This window comes from Paenibacillus sp. NN59, from assembly GCF_057597225.1.
Genome location: NZ_CP199678.1, coordinates 3,949,997 through 3,966,696 on the forward strand (window position 1 = coordinate 3,949,997; position 16,700 = coordinate 3,966,696).

Here is a 16,700-nt window from a genome sequence, read left to right on the forward strand (position 1 = left end):
AATGGCGCATGTTGAAATCATTAACGAGACTACACTGCGTCTGACGCTGGGACTCGAAGATGCTGTATCCATGATTCAGATCGCTCAGCGTGAGCAGGCAGCCTATGCACAGGAGATCATTACGATTTACGAGAAAATGCCCGTGTTCGAATTCACTCATTTCTGCTTCTATGCCTATGACAGTGCGAGACTGTTTGAACGTGTGCTTGAGATGGACCCCAAAACCTATCTCTCCTTCTCCCTGGATGCACCTGATTCATTCTTCTATGCCCTGTACGGAGGCATGGCCGCTTTATATGAATCTTCGATCAAGCTGGTTCAGCAGACGCAAGCAGCTACGGCAGTCAGCACCGAAACGGATGTGAACGTTCATGCTTGAAACCGACGTTAATATTGTTGAACTGGACGTACGCCCTCATCTGAGCAAAAAACTGGAGCCTTTTCAGCTCATTATGGATACCGTTAAAGAACTGAAACACGAAGATGTATTGGTCCTGCATGCGCCGTTCAAGCCGACTCCATTGCTTGGCATTCTGAAAATGAAAGGATACTCCAGTACATCGGAGCGTCTGGAATCCAATCATTGGGTGACCACATTTGTGCATAAAAAAAATAAAACCGCTGCAGAGAAGATTTCTGCGGCGGTTCAATCCAATACTTTGGCTCGAACTGAATTAACTTCATCGTCGATTGAGGATTCGGGTTCAGGGGATGCCATGAATTCCTGTGAAGGGCAACCTCCAGCAATAGCTGAACCTTCGACATCCGAGGTCTTGTCAGATGAGCCCATAACACAGGAACTGAAAGAGCCAACCATTGTACTGGACAATCGCGGACTGGAGCCGCCCCAGCCAATGATGCGCACATTAGCTGCACTTGAACGTTGCAAACCGGGAGAAGTTGTACTTATTCATAATGACCGCGTACCCGTTTTTTTGATCGAGGAACTGAATCAGCTCGGTTGCCTCTACACCGTTGAGGACCAGGCGGATGGTACAGCCAAAGTCAGAATTGAAAAAGGGTAAGGGGGCGAAAGCCATGTCCAGGTTGCCGTTTCTTTTTATCATCACGGGCATCGTTGGATTTGTAATGTATCACGCCTTTTCCTTGCTCTCATTGACAGGCTGGCTAGGTGATGAATTAAGGGGACCCGAAGGCTGGTTTCATGCGCATTTGTTCGTACTCGGATGGGCCACCATGCTGGCGATGGGTGCCGTTTATCAGTTGATACATGTCATTTTACAAACGAATATATATAGTACAGTGCTTGGTTACTGTCACTATTTCTTGTTCACCGTCGGTGCTACAGGCATGTTGATTGGTTTTATTCGCACAGATGTAATCTGGATTGCAGGTTCAGCAACGCTTGCACTATCCGGCATTTTGTTATTTGGCTTGAACATGGGTATCACCCTCTACCGTGCTTCCATATGGAACCCTGTAACGATCAGTGCAGCATGTGCCTGTCTGTATCTTGTACTTACCGGATTATCTGGCATGCTGATGGGACTGAATTTTGCTTTTGGCGACTGGAATGGTCTGCATCAACGATTGTTTGGCGCACATATCTGGATGGGAACCCTTGGATGGTTTGGCATGTTAATTACCGGGTTCAGTTACAAAATGCTGCCGATGTTTTATTTGTCCCATGATTTCTCTATCCGATTGCAAAAGATGGTTCTGGTCCTGTGGAATGCTGCTGTTATTACAGGAGTGATCGCATTCCTGACAGGTATCCAAGGTGGCTTGCTCTGGTTTGCGCTTTTGCTTTTGACAGGAGCATTAATCTGTTATGTGTATCATCTGGAGCAAATTCAGGAGAAACGGCATAAAAGCAACCCTGGCCCCGGAATCCGCTGGACGGTCTATGTAGGCCGTGCCTTGCTCGTATATTCCATGGCTCTGTTAATCTATAGTGCGCAAGATGTAGAGCTACTCCTTGATTCACGCGTTGTGCTTCTGACTGGCTGGGTATACCTTGGAGGCTGGGTATCTCTGACGATCCTCGGGTATGCTTCCAAAATCGTGCCTTTTCTATGGTGGACCCACAAATACGGCAAGCTTGCCGGACGTCCTGGCACTCCACTCATGGCTGGCATGTTAAGTGAAAAAAGGATCAATCATGGAATACTTGCGATGGTCGCAGCCAGTCTGCTCTTAGTCAGCGGTATTCTGATTAATTTGGCGGAAGTGATGATGGTTGGCGGAACATTACTGTCTATGATCTCTATCGTGTATATTTCAAATATAGCCTTGGTATTCAGACGTTAACAAGATGGATTGGAGCGTGGAAAAGATGGAACAAACCTCACATTTACTCGAGTATTTAAAAGAAGTATATGACCCGGAGCTTGGTGTCAACATCGTTGACCTCGGCCTTGTGTATGAAGTAAAGGAAGAACCTGAGCGCATTCAGGTGCGAATGACGCTGACTACGCCAGGATGTCCGCTGCATGACACCATCGTTGGTGCGGTGAAATGGGTTTTACAAGAAAATACCGACAAAACCGATATTGACGTACAGGTGGTATGGGAACCGCAATGGTCTCCGCAGCTGATGTCCAGAGAAGCCAAAGAAATGCTCGGATATTTTTAAACAGGTGTTTATAATTAAGGATGTCGGCACAAGGATATATGTCCAAACAACTCTGTCTGATGAACATCAATACCCGAAAAAACGTACCCAAGCTCTGATCCAGTCAGGCCAAGGTACGTTTTTGTATGTGTTCCTTTTCACACGGAAAGGAGAGGCACTTCACCAAAGAAAAAGAACTCCTCGCGGAGTCCCCATTCCCTATTATTCATCCGGCTCTATCGGATATTAGATATCCTTGGCGTAAGAAGCTTCCGGCACTTTATTCAATACCACGAACAAACGAACTTCCGCATCACTTGTGTTATGGAACGCGAATTCCGTCTCTCCTCCGCAGGATACCACATCTTCTGCCTGAATCTCATGCTCTATTCCGTCCAGAATCAGTGTGCCCTTGCCTTCAACAACAAGCAACGTGAGGTCTGCACCGGGATGTTTGTGAACGGGAAGCTGTTGTCCTGGCAGAAAATGAAGCATGAAGGTTACACCGCCTCCTTGTTGAAACAACACCCGTTTCGTGAAACGTTCCGTACTGTATGCTTTAACTTCTTGTAATGACGTGATACTCATGATCATCATCCTCCTGTATTTGTTCTGGTTATGTATTCATCTTATCGCAAAAAAACCTGCAACTCCTTGATTCAAATCAAGAAAATGCAGGCGTGAATTTAGGATTTACATTCTAAAATATCACTTGTTTTATATATCAGTAAATACAAGAACAAATACCAATATAATATATATCCATACTATAATAGAAGAAACTCATTCATATTACCAATTGTCCTCTCTTTTCCGCCAAACCAATCGTTGCGTGCACACCCGAGTTAAATTCCAGAAAATCCTGCTCCACCCCGTCACTGAAAATAACTCCATCCTCCGGCATTTGTGAAACAATGTGAAGGGGTTGCTTCGCATGAATCTGTCCAAACACGAGATTTGCCGCCGTGGTTCGACTCGGGAACGGTTCACGTACCGTAAAATATAAATAAGGGGAATCCCACGAAAACTCGTTCTTGTTCAATCCTCCCTCAGAAGCCGTTCCTCTTAAATCAACTGATCTTTCATCACTAGTCAATTGCTGGTGCTCCCCCCTGCTCACATGTTGCCAAGCCGCTGAACGGACAATACCTGAAGCACCAGCCAGCACACTCTTAAACCATCCGGTTGATCCCATGCCTGTAGATACAATAATACCGCTGGATGATTGATTTTCAGTGGAGGCTCCCAAACGCACTTCATAACGGGCAGATACATGTGTCTTCCGACCAATAAAGAGATCATTGACACCGTACAGCACCTGCCCGTCATTCAGCTCAACTTTGGCAAGGGTGACTTCCTTAAGCGAGCGCTGTCTACGTATCACGTCTGGAACAATGAAGCTTAAATCCTCCACTGTAAAAGGCAACAGCACCCCGTCCCACCGCATCGGATCTGGATTAACACCGATAAGCGGCTGCTCGGTAACATACTTCAACGTATTGGCAACCAGACCATCCTGTCCGACCACTACTACAATATCTTGCTCTCCAAAAATAAAGTTTGGCACATGCTCCCGGTCAATCATCTGAACACGTCCAAGTTGACTCAGTTGTTGCTGAGCAAGCTGTATCGATTGCTTATAACGGCGATCTTCCTCGACGTAATCGCTAAAGTCAGCACCAAGACGTTCAATGTAAAACTGAGCCTGCTGTACAGTGTTGTAACGTACAATCATTTCCTCCAGCCGGGTTCTGCGCTTAACCAAAATTAATTTATGCTCACTCATGGGTTCATTTATCTTAACCATCTGTGATTCCACCTCCCGCTTTCCCTTTGACTTAAGGAAAACCATTATTGATTTTTTTGGTTTTTTTGAATTTTTGAACTTGTCTCACTTGTTTCATTTGTCTCACTTGTCTCACTTGTCTCACTTGCCCGACTCACCAGATTGACTTGATTATCTGACACGTTTTGACTAACTCGACTGGATCGTATAAACCGTGTTCTGGAAGCGGATAGATTGGTTTGTTTCCCCCATCCAACAATCATCGTGTTGCCCCTCCCTTACCTCTTCCTTCTGCTGGTGCCATCAGACCCTGTAGCAGATCTGGTGAGATATTCAGCTGCCCGATTTTGCCAGCATTCTCGGCCAGTTCCTGGAACGCAAGTGCAATCAGTTTATCCGAATTCATGCCCATATTGGCCATGGCCTGTAATACGTTCGGCTGTACATGCTGAAGCGAATTCATGACTGCTGCAATCTCATACGCTTTGGCATCCGCTTCCGCATTCTGATTCGCAATGGTGAGCTCGATTAACTGTTGCTTGCGCTCTTCCATCGCGGTATTAAACTGGAGCTGCTCCTGTTCCATCTCGTTCTGCTTCTGTTTCACCGAGCGTTCGGCCTGTAATTGGGTTTCCCTAATCTGTTGTTTCTTCGTCTCCACCGCTATCTCGGTATTCAGTTCATTTTCTTTCACACGGCGTTCCTGCTCAATGGAAGCATTGCGCCGTACATATAAAGCCTCATCTGCCTGTCTTAAAATTTCTTCCCTCGCCTGTGCCTCCAACGCACGCATCGTTTCCTTGTTTGGCAAAATAGCCAGAATGGATAGATTCATCAGCTCTACGCCCAGCTTTTCCAACTCTTCATGTTGTGCGACCTCTCGTTTCATGTTGCTGGCAAGCCGTTCGCTGGATTGAATCGCTTCTTTTAACGGCAACTGCTCCAAATATTTCTTCGTGAGCACTTTTGCTATGGTAATCACCCGCTGATCCAGCTTGTGAGGATCGTCAGACATATATTGATTTTTGCGCAAATTGTACGTGTAATTCAGGCTCTGTGTAATCTTGCTGTAATCCATAATGCGATAGCTAAGCTGTCCCTGTACGGTAACCGTCTGATAATCCGCTGTAATCTCTTCAAACATAAACGGCACATCCACCGAAGAAACAGGCAATACAACCACCGAAGTCGTCGGCTCATAATAATAAAAAGATAAGCCCACGCCTTGGCGCTGTACCTTGCCGTTCTTCACTTTCATAACATATTCACTCGGCTGAAACTTTACAAATCGGAATCCAAACATGGCTCATTCCTCATTTCTTATTAATGTCGTTTTGATATTATCGAAATGATAACAAACGATCTCGATATTGTCAATACGACATTAACAAATTCCGCACGAAAAAAGAGACCGAATCTTGGATTCGACCTCTTTCTTGTCTACATGTTATTTACTTTCCATTAAATCAAGTTACCGTTTCTAATACAGCTGTTCCATCAATCTCGCTACTGCAACGGCACCTTGCGCACGATTAGCGGTTTGCTTGGGAGCAAATGTGTTATCAGGCAAGCCGTTTAGCACACCGAGATGCGACATGAATGCCACGGCGTCTTTGGCATAATCGGCAATATCTGCTTGATCTCTGAACTTCATCTGACCCGTGTTTACAGTAGCAGAGTTGTTATTACGTTCTGCTGCTTCCATCGCTCGATGTAGCATAACACCCATATCCTGCCGGGAAATGAGATCATTCGCACCGAATGTTCCGTCCGCTCTGCCCTGAATAATGTTCATTGCAAGACCTGCGCGAACCGCATCCGCATACCATTGATCTGACTTGACGTCTGTCGGTAGTTGGGTAACCGAAGAATCAGTGAGATTTGTTTTGCCAATCCCTTTAACGAGCATCTGTAAAAATTGGGCACGGGTGAGTTCACCCTGCGGTTCAAAACGTGTGTCACTCATTCCCGCGATGATGCCTTTGCTATAGAGATGTTGAACCTCTTGAATTGCCCAGGCGTGTTGCTGCAAGTCGGTTAACGGCACTTCAATATTGGTTATAACGTAACTTCCAGGCTTAGACGGCTTGAATGCCATCGTAGCTGTGGTCTGCTCATACTTCGTATACGTCACAGGATGGAGTTCACCGTTTGTTGAGATGGAGTTGACAACCATGACCGTATGATCTGTTTTGACAGGTTGCACATCGGACAAAAGCACTTCAACCGTCTTGTCAGCCCACTGGATTGACTTGTTATTGAGCAGCATCTGCACATCAACTACAGGATGATTGCCCATATTGGCTCGCTGGGTATCGTTCACTTGCGCAGCTGAGCCTTCCGCAACGATAACGTCAAACGTACCTGTGTTCTCGGCAATCGTGAGGGGCAGGGACCGAAGCGGGATCCGAACTGTCGTTTTGCCTGCAACCACCTCAATAGACTGCACTTCCTCTGAACGAACCCATGAAGAGAGCTGACCTGCTGGTACTTGGAACTTCACTGTTTTGGAACTGTCTGGTACATCGGCCACCAGCTTCAATGTACGTTTACCTGTGTCCATTGATTTCAAGGCCTGAGCAAGCTCCGCTGTACTTGGACGCACCGCATATGTGCCATCTCCAGTTGCTGTTCCTTTTACAATAATAGAACCGCTCGCAGTTTCGCTACCAGGTGTTGGCTGAGGAGTAGTTGATGGGTTGTCCGTACTTGTTGAAGGTGCCGATGACCCGGACGGATTACTAGGCTGAGATGGCTGTCCTGTGCCCGGATTTGTCGTCTGACGTGCCAATTGTGCCATGGCTTCCTTCAGAAGTTGTTCCGCACTGGTGAGCTCTTCTTCTGTAGCTTCCGCATCCAGAACCAACTGCTGCGCTTGCCCCAACGCTTTACTGAACACACTCCAGCTTGAGGCCGTGTAATCCGTTTGTTTCAATGCTTCCGCAGATGCAACGGTTGATTTCAATACGGTCCTGTCACCCGGAATTGTGCCATATGCCTCAAATTCCATGAATCCAACCCATGTCGGACCAGCTGTAATGGTTACACGAATATAACGCCCATCTGTTCCCTCGGGGAGAACATGACTTGGGGATGTCGATACGACAACATCACTGGTTGTATCCACTACGGTCTTGAAATGCTCATTATCATCGGAGACATCTATTCTGTATTTGATCCCACCGCTCCACATCGACATTTCAATTTTCCGAAGATTGGCAACCTGTCCCAAGTCCACCTTCCACCAAGTATCGTTACCCGGGCCCTGATCCGTTCCCCATGACGTATTTGGATTATCATCAATTGCACCTGACGGGGCGTTGTCTTTACCGCCTCCATTTCCAGCACTACTATATGCAGTAGCGGTTTTACACGTGGTCAAGGCTTCTAGTTTAACCAGATTTGTAAAAGCTTGTTTTAATGTATCCAGTGCTGCATTTACCTGAGATTGCATCGCATCTGCTTGGTCTCTCACCTGAATAGCAGCCTGTAAAGCTTGCTGTAGAACTGACCAGCTGCGGTGTGTATATGAAGATTCATTTTCCAGCTGCATGAGCTGAATGTACTGGTGCAGTTCTGTTTTATCCACGTCAGACAAGCCCTTAATGGCTGCTTCGAGACGCTCTACCGCTTTATTTGCATCAGTCTGAGTAGCTCGTGAGTTAGCCACAACGGATTTTGCATGTTCCAGTGCTTTACTGAATACGCTCCATGTTGCATCCGACCAGTTATTCCGTTGAATCTTCTCTGCTTCTGCAATTGCCGCTTGAAGTGGCTCCAGTTCTGGTGTAATCACGCCAAGCTGTAACATCACATTTTCCAAAGATGCTGATGCAGCATCGGTTTCCTCTTGACTCACACCACCTGACGTATACGCTTTGGCGTATACCCCTTTAGCTTCAACAATTGCAGGAGCCAGACTGCCCCAGCTTTCTGGTGTAAAATCACTTTCTACAAGCGAGTTTGCTCGTGTCAGTGCCGCTGCGAGCTGCTGCCGATCTGTCGGCATCTGTTCCATTCCTCTTTTGTACACATCGAGTGACCATAACGCTCTTCCTTCATAAGAATGCCCGCCATTCGCTGGATACTCATCGTAATCAAACATGCCCTGGTTCTCCCACGCATCGCCTTCGGATGCAATCCAGCCTACATCTGCCGGAATCCATGCCGGCTCCCAGTAAAAGAAACCTGCACCGCGATTATTCGGTACATTGGCAATCAAATCCATGATGCCAGCGATGGCATCGTATTGACCTTGCACTGTTGCCGGGAATGTGGCTCCACCATGAAAGAGCGCTTGATCCGAACCGATAATATTTCCATGCGCGTCCCCGTTTTTATAAGTGAACGGATAAGACGTTTCAGCTATAATGACATCTTTCCCAAAGGCTGCTGAAACTTCGTTCATCGTTTTCTGCACATCGGCAAATGTCCCGTGCCAGAACGGATAATAGGATAGTCCAATGATGTCATAATCGGAGCCCAGTCCTTGTTTTTTCAACTCCTCAAAATACCATTTGAATGTCTCTGCCTTGCCACCTTCAGCCAGATGAATCATGATCTTCGCCCGATCAGCTGCATTAACGTTTCCTTCAACTGCGCGAACCCCGTTGATTCCCTGCTTCAGCAAAGCTGCATTTCCCTCAAAATTCACATCGCTGCTTAGTCCATTGAGGAGACCACTGTTGATCTCGTTACCAATCTGCACCATATCCGGCATGGCTCCTGCCTTCTTCAGATCCCCAACGACTTCAACCGTATAATCATACACCGCTTGCTTAAGCTCTTCGAAACTTAACTTTTCCCACGCTTTCGGTCTGAGCTGTTGACCCGGGTGTGCCCACTCATCGGAGTAATGGAAATCCAGCAGCACCTTTAACCCTTTTTGCTTCGCGCGTACGGCCATGGTGATGACGTCAGCTTTATCGTTATAGCCGCCTGATTTTTGTGGGTCATTCCACAACCGCAGACGTACATAATTGACACCTCGATCTTTGAGAATATCAAGCAAGTCCCGCTCGGTGCCGTTGATATCCAGGTATTTTCCACCTTTATCCTCGATAGCCGTGAGTGTGGAAATATCGACGCCCCTCACATAATCGGAACGATAACCTTGTACAGCAACTGTTGCTTCGGGTTTAAGATTCGTACCATATACGGTACCCGTGACAGAGAATGAACCTGTTTTTTCATATTTCGTTGGATCAACGCTGTCCCATGTGACAGGAACGAGACCCGACTTATCATTCTTATAGTTGGCCTTGACTTCCGCAGGCAGAATCGGCGCACTTCGTGGAAGTGTGCTCACTTGAACGGAATCAAAATGGGTAATATTAGCCGGTTCCATGCCCTCCGATTCTCCCCACACTTTAAACTCCAATATTTGTGGCCAAGCTCCGCCCTCTTTATAAAAGGCTATGTTGAGCTTAATGTATCGTACATTATTTTGTTGAAATGTCAGATCAGCAATCTGTTTCGCATCTGCATTATCACTTTGATCCGTAACGGTAGACCAATGCTGCTGGTCAGCAGACGTTTCAACCGTATACTTCACTACCGTACTGTCTCTCCATGTTATTTCCGCTCCGGATAGATTGTACGTTTCACCCAGATCTATGATGACCCACTCCGGTTTTTCAGCAGTTACTCCCGTTTCTGTACTCCAATAGGTGCTCGCATCCCCATCTACCAGATGCGTTTTATCGCCTCCCCATCTTTTTTCATCCGAACTCACCGTTACCGTTTTGTTCAGCGCGATATTATTTTTTGCCGCCTCTGCGGGCCTGGCAATCAGACCCAGATCACAGAATAACAACAACAAAACAAGACAGCCGCTTATGTACCTTTTGTTCACCCTTGATCTCCCCTTCTTGTGTTTGTTTGTGCTTGGATCAATGAATGTCATGAATCCTCCCCATTGTAAGCGCTTCATGATCCTTAGCAACACGGCATTATGCAAAGGAAACAGCAGTTTTTTTAACAATGTCGACTTTTCTAACCATAATCCAGCCTAGCGTAATCCTTATTTTCCAGCCTCAGGGAGATGAACAGGTGTATTCTTTTTCCCAACAAAAATATCAAAAGCAAAAAATCTGTTTGCCCGCCCGGAGGCGGAACACAACAGATTTAGTGGCTTACTATATTAAAATCGTTCAATAGAATTCTTTACTAGAATATTTCAATAGAATAGTTTAAATCCATCTATTATTTCGCCAGCTTCAATTCAAGACGAACCTGGATATCATTTTCAGTAGAAAGCACAACCGAGTGTGGATTTTTCATACCAAAATCTTCGAATGTAACCATTGTTGTGCCTGACAACAGCACTTCATTATTTTGATAAGCCGCTTTAGCGTCAAACGTAACTTCCTTTTCAATGCCTCTTACGTTAAGTGTGCCTTTCATTTTCAAATCAGCCGTCTGTCCTTCTGTCCATTCCGAAGGCAGACCTTCAAATGAAGTCGCTTTGAATGTTGCTTGCGGATGTTTAGCCATATCGAAGAAGTCTGCACTTTTCACATGCTCGTCGCGCTGTCCATTACCAGAATCAATGCCGTTTACCTCGATTGTTCCTTCTGCTTTCGACTGGGCCGGGTCATTCACATTAATCGTCCATTTCCCGCTAACCTGCTCGTCCACAAAATTTACGGTTTCTTGTGAAGTGGTTACTGAGAAATATACTTTCGACCCCTGACTGATATTCCAGTCTCCGTTCAGCTGGTCTGCTCCAACCTTTTTATTTTCCACTGCTTTGCCCGTGCCGCTATCTGCAGCTGTAGTGGATGCAGCCGCGTTTGCCGGAAGTACCTGTTCAATCTCAACATTGTTACCCAAGTAACTATTTGCAAAGTAATAACCGCCCCCACCAATGATGGCTACTGCTGCTACCCCTGTAATAATCCACGTTTTGGCCTTTTTACTCATCTCTATTATTCCTCCAGTACAGTATGGTTTCGTTACCTCTTGATATGGATAGTAACAGTCCAATGTGTCAGGAAGAAGTCAAGATGAAATTCTTTTTCATTTTTTTTCAAAATGTGAAAACAGGATTGGCTTTATGTCCCGCCTCATGTAAAATCAGTACACAAGCTTGTCTGTGAAAGGAGAACACCCTGTTTGAAATCTGTACTCATCGTAGAGGATGAGCAAGCAATCGCACGCGTTCTAGCTGCTTATCTGAGAAAAGCTGAATTTGAAGTTCATCATGCAGCGGATGGCAAGACTGCTTTAACCCTTTTTGATTCCGAAAATCCTTCTATCGTATTACTCGATGTTATGCTACCCGGAATGGATGGATGGGATCTGTTACGAATTATTCGGGAAAAGAGTGCTTGTCCCGTCATTATGTTAACTGCACTGGACGATATTACAGATCGGCTTAACGGTTTGAATGCCGGTGCTGACGATTATATGAGCAAACCGTTTGTACCTGAAGAAGTGGTTGCACGCGTGAACGCTGTACTGCGGCGGAACCCGCACTGGACTTCCGGAGGGCAGGACAAGCGTTCTTTTGGCAATCTGGTCATTGACCTTGCGGCTAAGCAAGTGCTACTGAACGGTGCGGAGGTCGCACTCACACCACGTGACTTGTCTCTTCTTATTTTTCTGTCCGAGTATCCCAACCGCACATTCACTAGAGATCATCTGATTGAACAAGTCTGGGGACTCGATTATGAAGGCAGTGATCGTGCTGTGGATCTATCGATCAAACGACTGCGTCAGGCACTCTCTCACTGGACAACAGACACAGGAGAAATCCGGACGTTGCGAGGAATGGGGTATCAATTTTGGATCGCCAACTAACATCATCAACCAAACCCAAACGAACAACATCTATTTTGTCACATTGGACACTACGTTACTTTCTGATTTTATGTATCGGCTTCTCCGTAATTGCTGCGGGTGCGCTGTACTGGATAAGAACAACATCGATTGAGAAAAGTTTGAAAACGGCTGAGCTACTCGGATGGGAGATCGCTGATCGAGTAACCGTGAAAGATCATAAGCTTCAGGTACCACCTGATCTGAATACGATCGTAAGCAGCCGGGAGAAGCTGTTTAATACCGATAACTATTTTTGCGTCATGGTGCTCGACAATAACAACAAACTGATTTTCTCCCAGCCAAAAATGCAACAAGAGGATGTTTATTACCGACTGTCCGATGATTTTCTTGAACCGCGTAACAGCAAGTATGCTGGTGTAACGGTAGATATTGCTGACGGGAATCAAACGATTGGCAAAGTATGGGTCATGCAATCCAAACAATCTATCACCTTCGGTCCTGAAACGGTCTGGCTCGTCGCATTGATTTTTGGAGGCCTTATTCTCTGCGGCTGGTTCACGATTTATCTCCTGTCGAGCAAACTATCTAGACCGATTCGTCAGGTCGCTTACGCGGCAGAACAGATCCGCGGTGGAAATTATGATGTAAACCTAGATATTAAAACACGTGAACGGGAAATGAACGAACTTGTAGGTTCTTTTGGGGACATGGCAACCCGTCTGCGTCAACTCGAAGAATGGCGTGCACTCTCTCTCGCAGGCGTTAGTCATGAGCTCAAAACGCCTGTCACCTCGATCAAAGGATTGGTGATGGCTGTTCGCGACGATGTCGTCAGTCCGCAGGAAGGCAAAGAGTTTCTGGATATTGCTCTGAAAGAATCAGAACGCATGGAACGAATGATTGCGGATCTACTGGATTATAATGCCATGACCGCTGGAAGTGTTGCTGTTCGGAAGGAACGTACCGACCTGAAGTTGCTTGTAGGCGAGATCATTTACCAATGGAAAATTGCCTATGAGGAACATATGCCAGAAGTTCAGCTTCATGCGCCGTCAGACGCACTATACGTGATGGGTGATGCGCTCCGGATCCAGCAGATTATTGTAAATTTGCTTAACAATGGACTGCATGCCACAATACCTGGCCAACAAGCCCTCTTCCAGATGCATTTAAGCGTAGAGGAAGACATGTTACATGTCGATGTGCAGGACAACGGCACGGGAATTTCCATAGAGGATCAGCGTAACATATTCGAACGATTCTATCGGGGAGAGTTGAAAAAACGCCGTAATCGTGGCTTGGGTCTCGGTTTAACATACAGCCGTCTTCTTGCACAGGAGCAAGGTGGTACGTTAACCCTCGTTTCCAGCAGTCCAGATGGAAGTACGTTTAGATTAAGCTTGCCACGCTGGATTGCTCAGCAGGAAACATCTATTCCAGAGAAAACCTATCGTTCACCTGTCAAAGCCAAATCAGCATTGTAATAAAAAGGCCCGGTATTCCTTACAAAAAGGAAGCCGGGCTTTCATTATTCGCCGAGGTACTGACTTCACCTCTACCCTTGTAGCACTCGGGGTCTGTATTCCTCGTACGCATCAGAGATCAACTGCCTGTGCAGAGCACGGCTTCCAATAATAGCTTTACGCTTTGCTTTTAACACAATCTGCTCCACATCCGCATAGCTGCAGCCAGCCAGACGTTCACAAATATAATCCTCCAGCTTGTGCTCCTGTTCAAACGTTCCAACCAGTTTGCTAATGTACAGTCTGCGGCTATCTTCATCTGGCATCGCGTACGTCATCTTGGTATCAAATCGGCGCCAGATCGCATGATCAAGCTGTGTCTCCAGATTCGTGGCAGCAACCAGAATGCTGTCCCCTTCGAATTCATCCAAACATTGCAAAAGGGTATTCACCACCCTGGCCATCTCTTTTACCTCGTCGTTACTTTCCCTTGTCCGGCCAATGGCATCAAATTCATCAAGAAACAATACGCAAGGATTAAGGCGAGCATATTCAAACAACTTGCGTACGTTACTTCCCGTTTCTCCCAAGTGGCTGTGAATAAGGGCATCCAGCCTGACCAGTACAAGAGGCAGTTCCAATCTCTGAGCCAGATATGACGCGGTTAACGTTTTCCCTGTGCCGGGAGGGCCAAACATGACCATTTTATTAGGGATGGATACATCATGTTCCCTGAACTTTTCTTTCATGCCAAGAATCGTAATGAACTCTTCGACAATGCGTTCATTTTCCGCCGAGAAGACAATATGTTGTGCTTTTCGTTTACATTCCTTCGGCGTGAAGAATGCCGCCATATCGATTCCTTTTGCACGAGGGATGCGGTTTGCGTGATTCAATTTACTCATGTGTATATGTAGCTCCTTCAAAAAAGATAGTCATTCGTATCGTCGTTATTTATTGTTAAAGATTTTGTTGTTGCGGGACTGCTTGCTAATTAATCGTAATTTTTACTATTAAATAATAACATACAGATGCCTCTTTGCAAAGATTAGACTCCTGATCTGCATCCGTATGTCTCCTGAGCCGCCATTCAGTTGCATGGGAAAGCAAAATTTGCTATTCTGAAAGTGCATCGTTGTGTATAACACAAAAAAGCCCTCCAAATTCATGAGAGCGTGAAAATTGTTCCAGATTCTCAAGCGGCAACTTGCGAATCCGGATCTTTATACCAACGAATGTAAATCCAACTAAAAGTGAGGTTAACAATCATGGCAAAAGACGTATTGTGTGAAGTAAACTCCTGTCGTCACTGGGCTCAAGAAAACAAATGTAATGCTTCTTCCATCTACATCGTGAGCCACGCTTCCAAAGAAGCAAGCGAGTCTGCTGAAACAGACTGCAAAACGTTTGAAGTTAAATAAAAAGATCTGTTTCATTCCAAGGAGCCCACTCGGGTTCCTTTTTCTTTGTTTATTGTAGCAAGAATGATAATTATTATCAAGCCCTCGATGCAAATTTTTCACCCCATGGTCCGTAGCACATTAGACAACAGCTTCACGTAGTATAGGATAGAAATAAATGTGCTCATGAACCATGACCAAGAGGTGAAGAACTATGCCCGCTAAAACCGGCATGCAGTATTGTGAACGAATTAACGCCCAGACCGTACCCTGCTGGTATAAAGGAGAACTGCTTACTGCTAAACGCTCCGAGCACATCGCCTTCTCCGGTTTGATGAAAACTCAAATGAATATGTACGACCTGCAGTATGACCCTCACCTTACAGAACTTATGACGTATCCTTCTCCTACCGATGGAAAGCCTGTAGGAATGTCCTTCCTGCCTCCAACCAGCGTCAACGATCTCCGCAAACGCCGTGAAGCGATGACGATATGGGCTCAGACTCATCACGGTTTTCTGGGACGCTCACCCGATTACATGAACACAGCGATGATGGCGTTTTTTACCGCTGCCGACTTGTTGAACGATCTCTCCCCACAATATGCTGAAAATCTGAGAAATTACTACGCCTATTGTCGTGATCATGACATCACACTATCCCATGCCTTTATTCAGCCACATGCCAGTAAAATTTCAGGACAGATGGATGCTACTGAAGATGCCATCGCTGCCAAGGTTGTTGATCGGACTGATGAAGGACTCATTATAAACGGTGCATTTATGATGGCCACACAGGCTGCTACTTCAGATGAAATTTTTGTCTATCCATCACCTTCTCCTGCACCTTTTGATGATGAAAATCCATTTGCTTTTTCGTTTGCAGTTCCTAATGATCTGCCTGGCATCACTCTGATCTGCCGAGATACGTATGCAGCTGAATCCAACTACAATTACCCCTTAAGCTCCAGATATGAGGAGATGGACAATATCGTCATCTTTGACCACGTGCTTGTGCCGCATAACCGCATTTTTTTTGCAGGTCATGAGCAGATGTCTTCGACTCTTTTCAGCGGCAGTAACTTCCATATCCATGCGGGGCATCAGGTGTTATGTCGTTATATTGCCAAAACCGAATTTATGCTCGGCACCATTCAACTATTAACCGATACGCTTGATCTGTCGAACGAGGCGCATGTTTTAGAAAAAACTGCACGTGCTCTCGCAGGTCTTGAATCCTTAAAAGCACTTGCTCTAGCTGCTGAGGCAGGCGCAATACCGGACGGACGAGGATATATCCTGCCAGCGCCTAAACCGCTTATGGCTGCCAATCTTCTCTATCCGAAACTGTATCCTGAAATGATCGAGATATTGCAGTTGCTCAGTTCCAGCGGCATGATCATGGTTCCTCAGGAAGAGGATTTCCAGTCCGGAACAGCTGACTCTTTAAACGTCTACCTCAAAGGCTCCGACATGGAATCCAAAGAACGAAACGCACTGTTTCGCCTGATCTGGGAACTTGGTGCAGGTTCATTTGGAGGCAGACAGACTCAGTTTGAACGATTTTTCTTTGGTAACAACATTACCGTTTCAAATCGCTTATATAAAGCCAGTTCTCAAGATCATTCTCAGCGAGAACGTGTTCGTCAGTTCCTCGGAAACCTTGCACGGTAACATTCACTGAATCAAATAT

General features: G+C 45.9%; 14 protein-coding genes. 8 read left to right on the plus strand and 6 right to left on the minus strand.

Annotation, left to right across the window (positions count from 1 at the left end):
- The first annotated feature begins 1 nt into the window (after position 1).
- The 4 genes from ACT89M_RS17315 to ACT89M_RS17330 are packed head-to-tail and all read left to right on the plus strand — an operon-like array spanning position 2 to position 2,596.
- Positions 2 to 379, plus strand: coding sequence for a hypothetical protein (locus ACT89M_RS17315; RefSeq protein ID WP_090917011.1), 378 nt, complete (start codon positions 2 to 4; stop codon positions 377 to 379).
- Positions 372 to 1,025: a DUF2249 domain-containing protein gene (locus ACT89M_RS17320; RefSeq protein WP_308723370.1), complete on the plus strand. Its 654-nt coding sequence runs from the start codon at positions 372 to 374 to the stop codon at positions 1,023 to 1,025. Before ACT89M_RS17315 ends, ACT89M_RS17320 begins: the two co-directional genes overlap by 8 nt.
- 13 nt (positions 1,026 to 1,038) lie before the next feature.
- Positions 1,039 to 2,271: a hypothetical protein gene (locus ACT89M_RS17325; protein ID WP_341181008.1), complete on the plus strand. Its 1,233-nt coding sequence runs from the start codon at positions 1,039 to 1,041 to the stop codon at positions 2,269 to 2,271.
- A gap of 25 nt (positions 2,272 to 2,296) precedes the next feature.
- Entirely contained in the window at positions 2,297 to 2,596 is a 300-nt protein-coding gene (locus ACT89M_RS17330; RefSeq protein ID WP_145413227.1) for a metal-sulfur cluster assembly factor, read from the plus strand.
- A gap of 225 nt (positions 2,597 to 2,821) precedes the next feature.
- On the opposite strand, the gene ACT89M_RS17335 is transcribed toward ACT89M_RS17330, so the two are convergent.
- The 5 genes from ACT89M_RS17335 to ACT89M_RS17355 all read right to left on the minus strand — a co-directional run bounded on the left by ACT89M_RS17335 (position 2,822) and on the right by ACT89M_RS17355 (position 11,285).
- On the minus strand, positions 2,822 to 3,163 hold the full coding sequence (locus tag ACT89M_RS17335; protein ID WP_308723372.1) for a cupin domain-containing protein: 342 nt from the start codon (positions 3,161 to 3,163) through the stop codon (positions 2,822 to 2,824).
- A 199-nt stretch (positions 3,164 to 3,362) separates the two neighbouring features.
- The gene (locus ACT89M_RS17340) at positions 3,363 to 4,382 is read right to left on the minus strand and encodes a diacylglycerol kinase catalytic domain-containing protein (protein WP_373323315.1); all 1,020 of its coding nucleotides are present in this window, start codon (positions 4,380 to 4,382) and stop codon (positions 3,363 to 3,365) included.
- Between the two features lie 238 nt (positions 4,383 to 4,620).
- Complete coding sequence (locus tag ACT89M_RS17345; RefSeq protein ID WP_308723373.1) at positions 4,621 to 5,664, minus strand: SPFH domain-containing protein; 1,044 nt, start codon at positions 5,662 to 5,664, stop codon at positions 4,621 to 4,623.
- Between the two features lie 177 nt (positions 5,665 to 5,841).
- A complete protein-coding gene (locus ACT89M_RS17350) occupies positions 5,842 to 10,215 on the minus strand; it encodes a glycosyl hydrolase 53 family protein (protein WP_308723374.1) in 4,374 nt (1,457 codons plus the stop codon).
- Positions 10,216 to 10,565: 350 nt separating this feature from the next.
- Positions 10,566 to 11,285, minus strand: coding sequence for a YceI family protein (locus ACT89M_RS17355; RefSeq protein WP_253493622.1), 720 nt, complete (start codon positions 11,283 to 11,285; stop codon positions 10,566 to 10,568).
- Between the two features lie 192 nt (positions 11,286 to 11,477).
- Between ACT89M_RS17355 and ACT89M_RS17360 the strand changes: the two genes are divergently transcribed.
- Both ACT89M_RS17360 and ACT89M_RS17365 read left to right on the plus strand, forming a co-directional pair.
- Entirely contained in the window at positions 11,478 to 12,164 is a 687-nt protein-coding gene (locus ACT89M_RS17360; protein ID WP_090917028.1) for a response regulator transcription factor, read from the plus strand.
- Positions 12,149 to 13,630 carry a HAMP domain-containing sensor histidine kinase gene (locus ACT89M_RS17365; protein WP_308723375.1) on the plus strand — a complete coding sequence of 494 codons (1,482 nt, stop codon included), beginning with the start codon at positions 12,149 to 12,151 and terminating at the stop codon, positions 13,628 to 13,630. The genes ACT89M_RS17360 and ACT89M_RS17365 overlap by 16 nt, the downstream gene beginning before the upstream one ends.
- Positions 13,631 to 13,701: 71 nt before the next feature.
- On the opposite strand, the gene ACT89M_RS17370 is transcribed toward ACT89M_RS17365, so the two are convergent.
- Positions 13,702 to 14,514, minus strand: coding sequence for an AAA family ATPase (locus ACT89M_RS17370; RefSeq protein WP_487344765.1), 813 nt, complete (start codon positions 14,512 to 14,514; stop codon positions 13,702 to 13,704).
- A 363-nt stretch (positions 14,515 to 14,877) separates the two neighbouring features.
- On the opposite strand from ACT89M_RS17370, the gene ACT89M_RS17375 reads away from it, so the two are divergent.
- Positions 14,878 to 15,030, plus strand: a complete 153-nt coding sequence (locus ACT89M_RS17375) for a DUF1540 domain-containing protein (RefSeq protein WP_090917035.1) — start codon at positions 14,878 to 14,880, stop codon at positions 15,028 to 15,030.
- Between the two features lie 193 nt (positions 15,031 to 15,223).
- Entirely contained in the window at positions 15,224 to 16,681 is a 1,458-nt protein-coding gene (locus ACT89M_RS17380; protein WP_253493599.1) for a 4-hydroxyphenylacetate 3-hydroxylase family protein, read from the plus strand.
- Positions 16,682 to 16,700 lie beyond the last annotated feature (19 nt).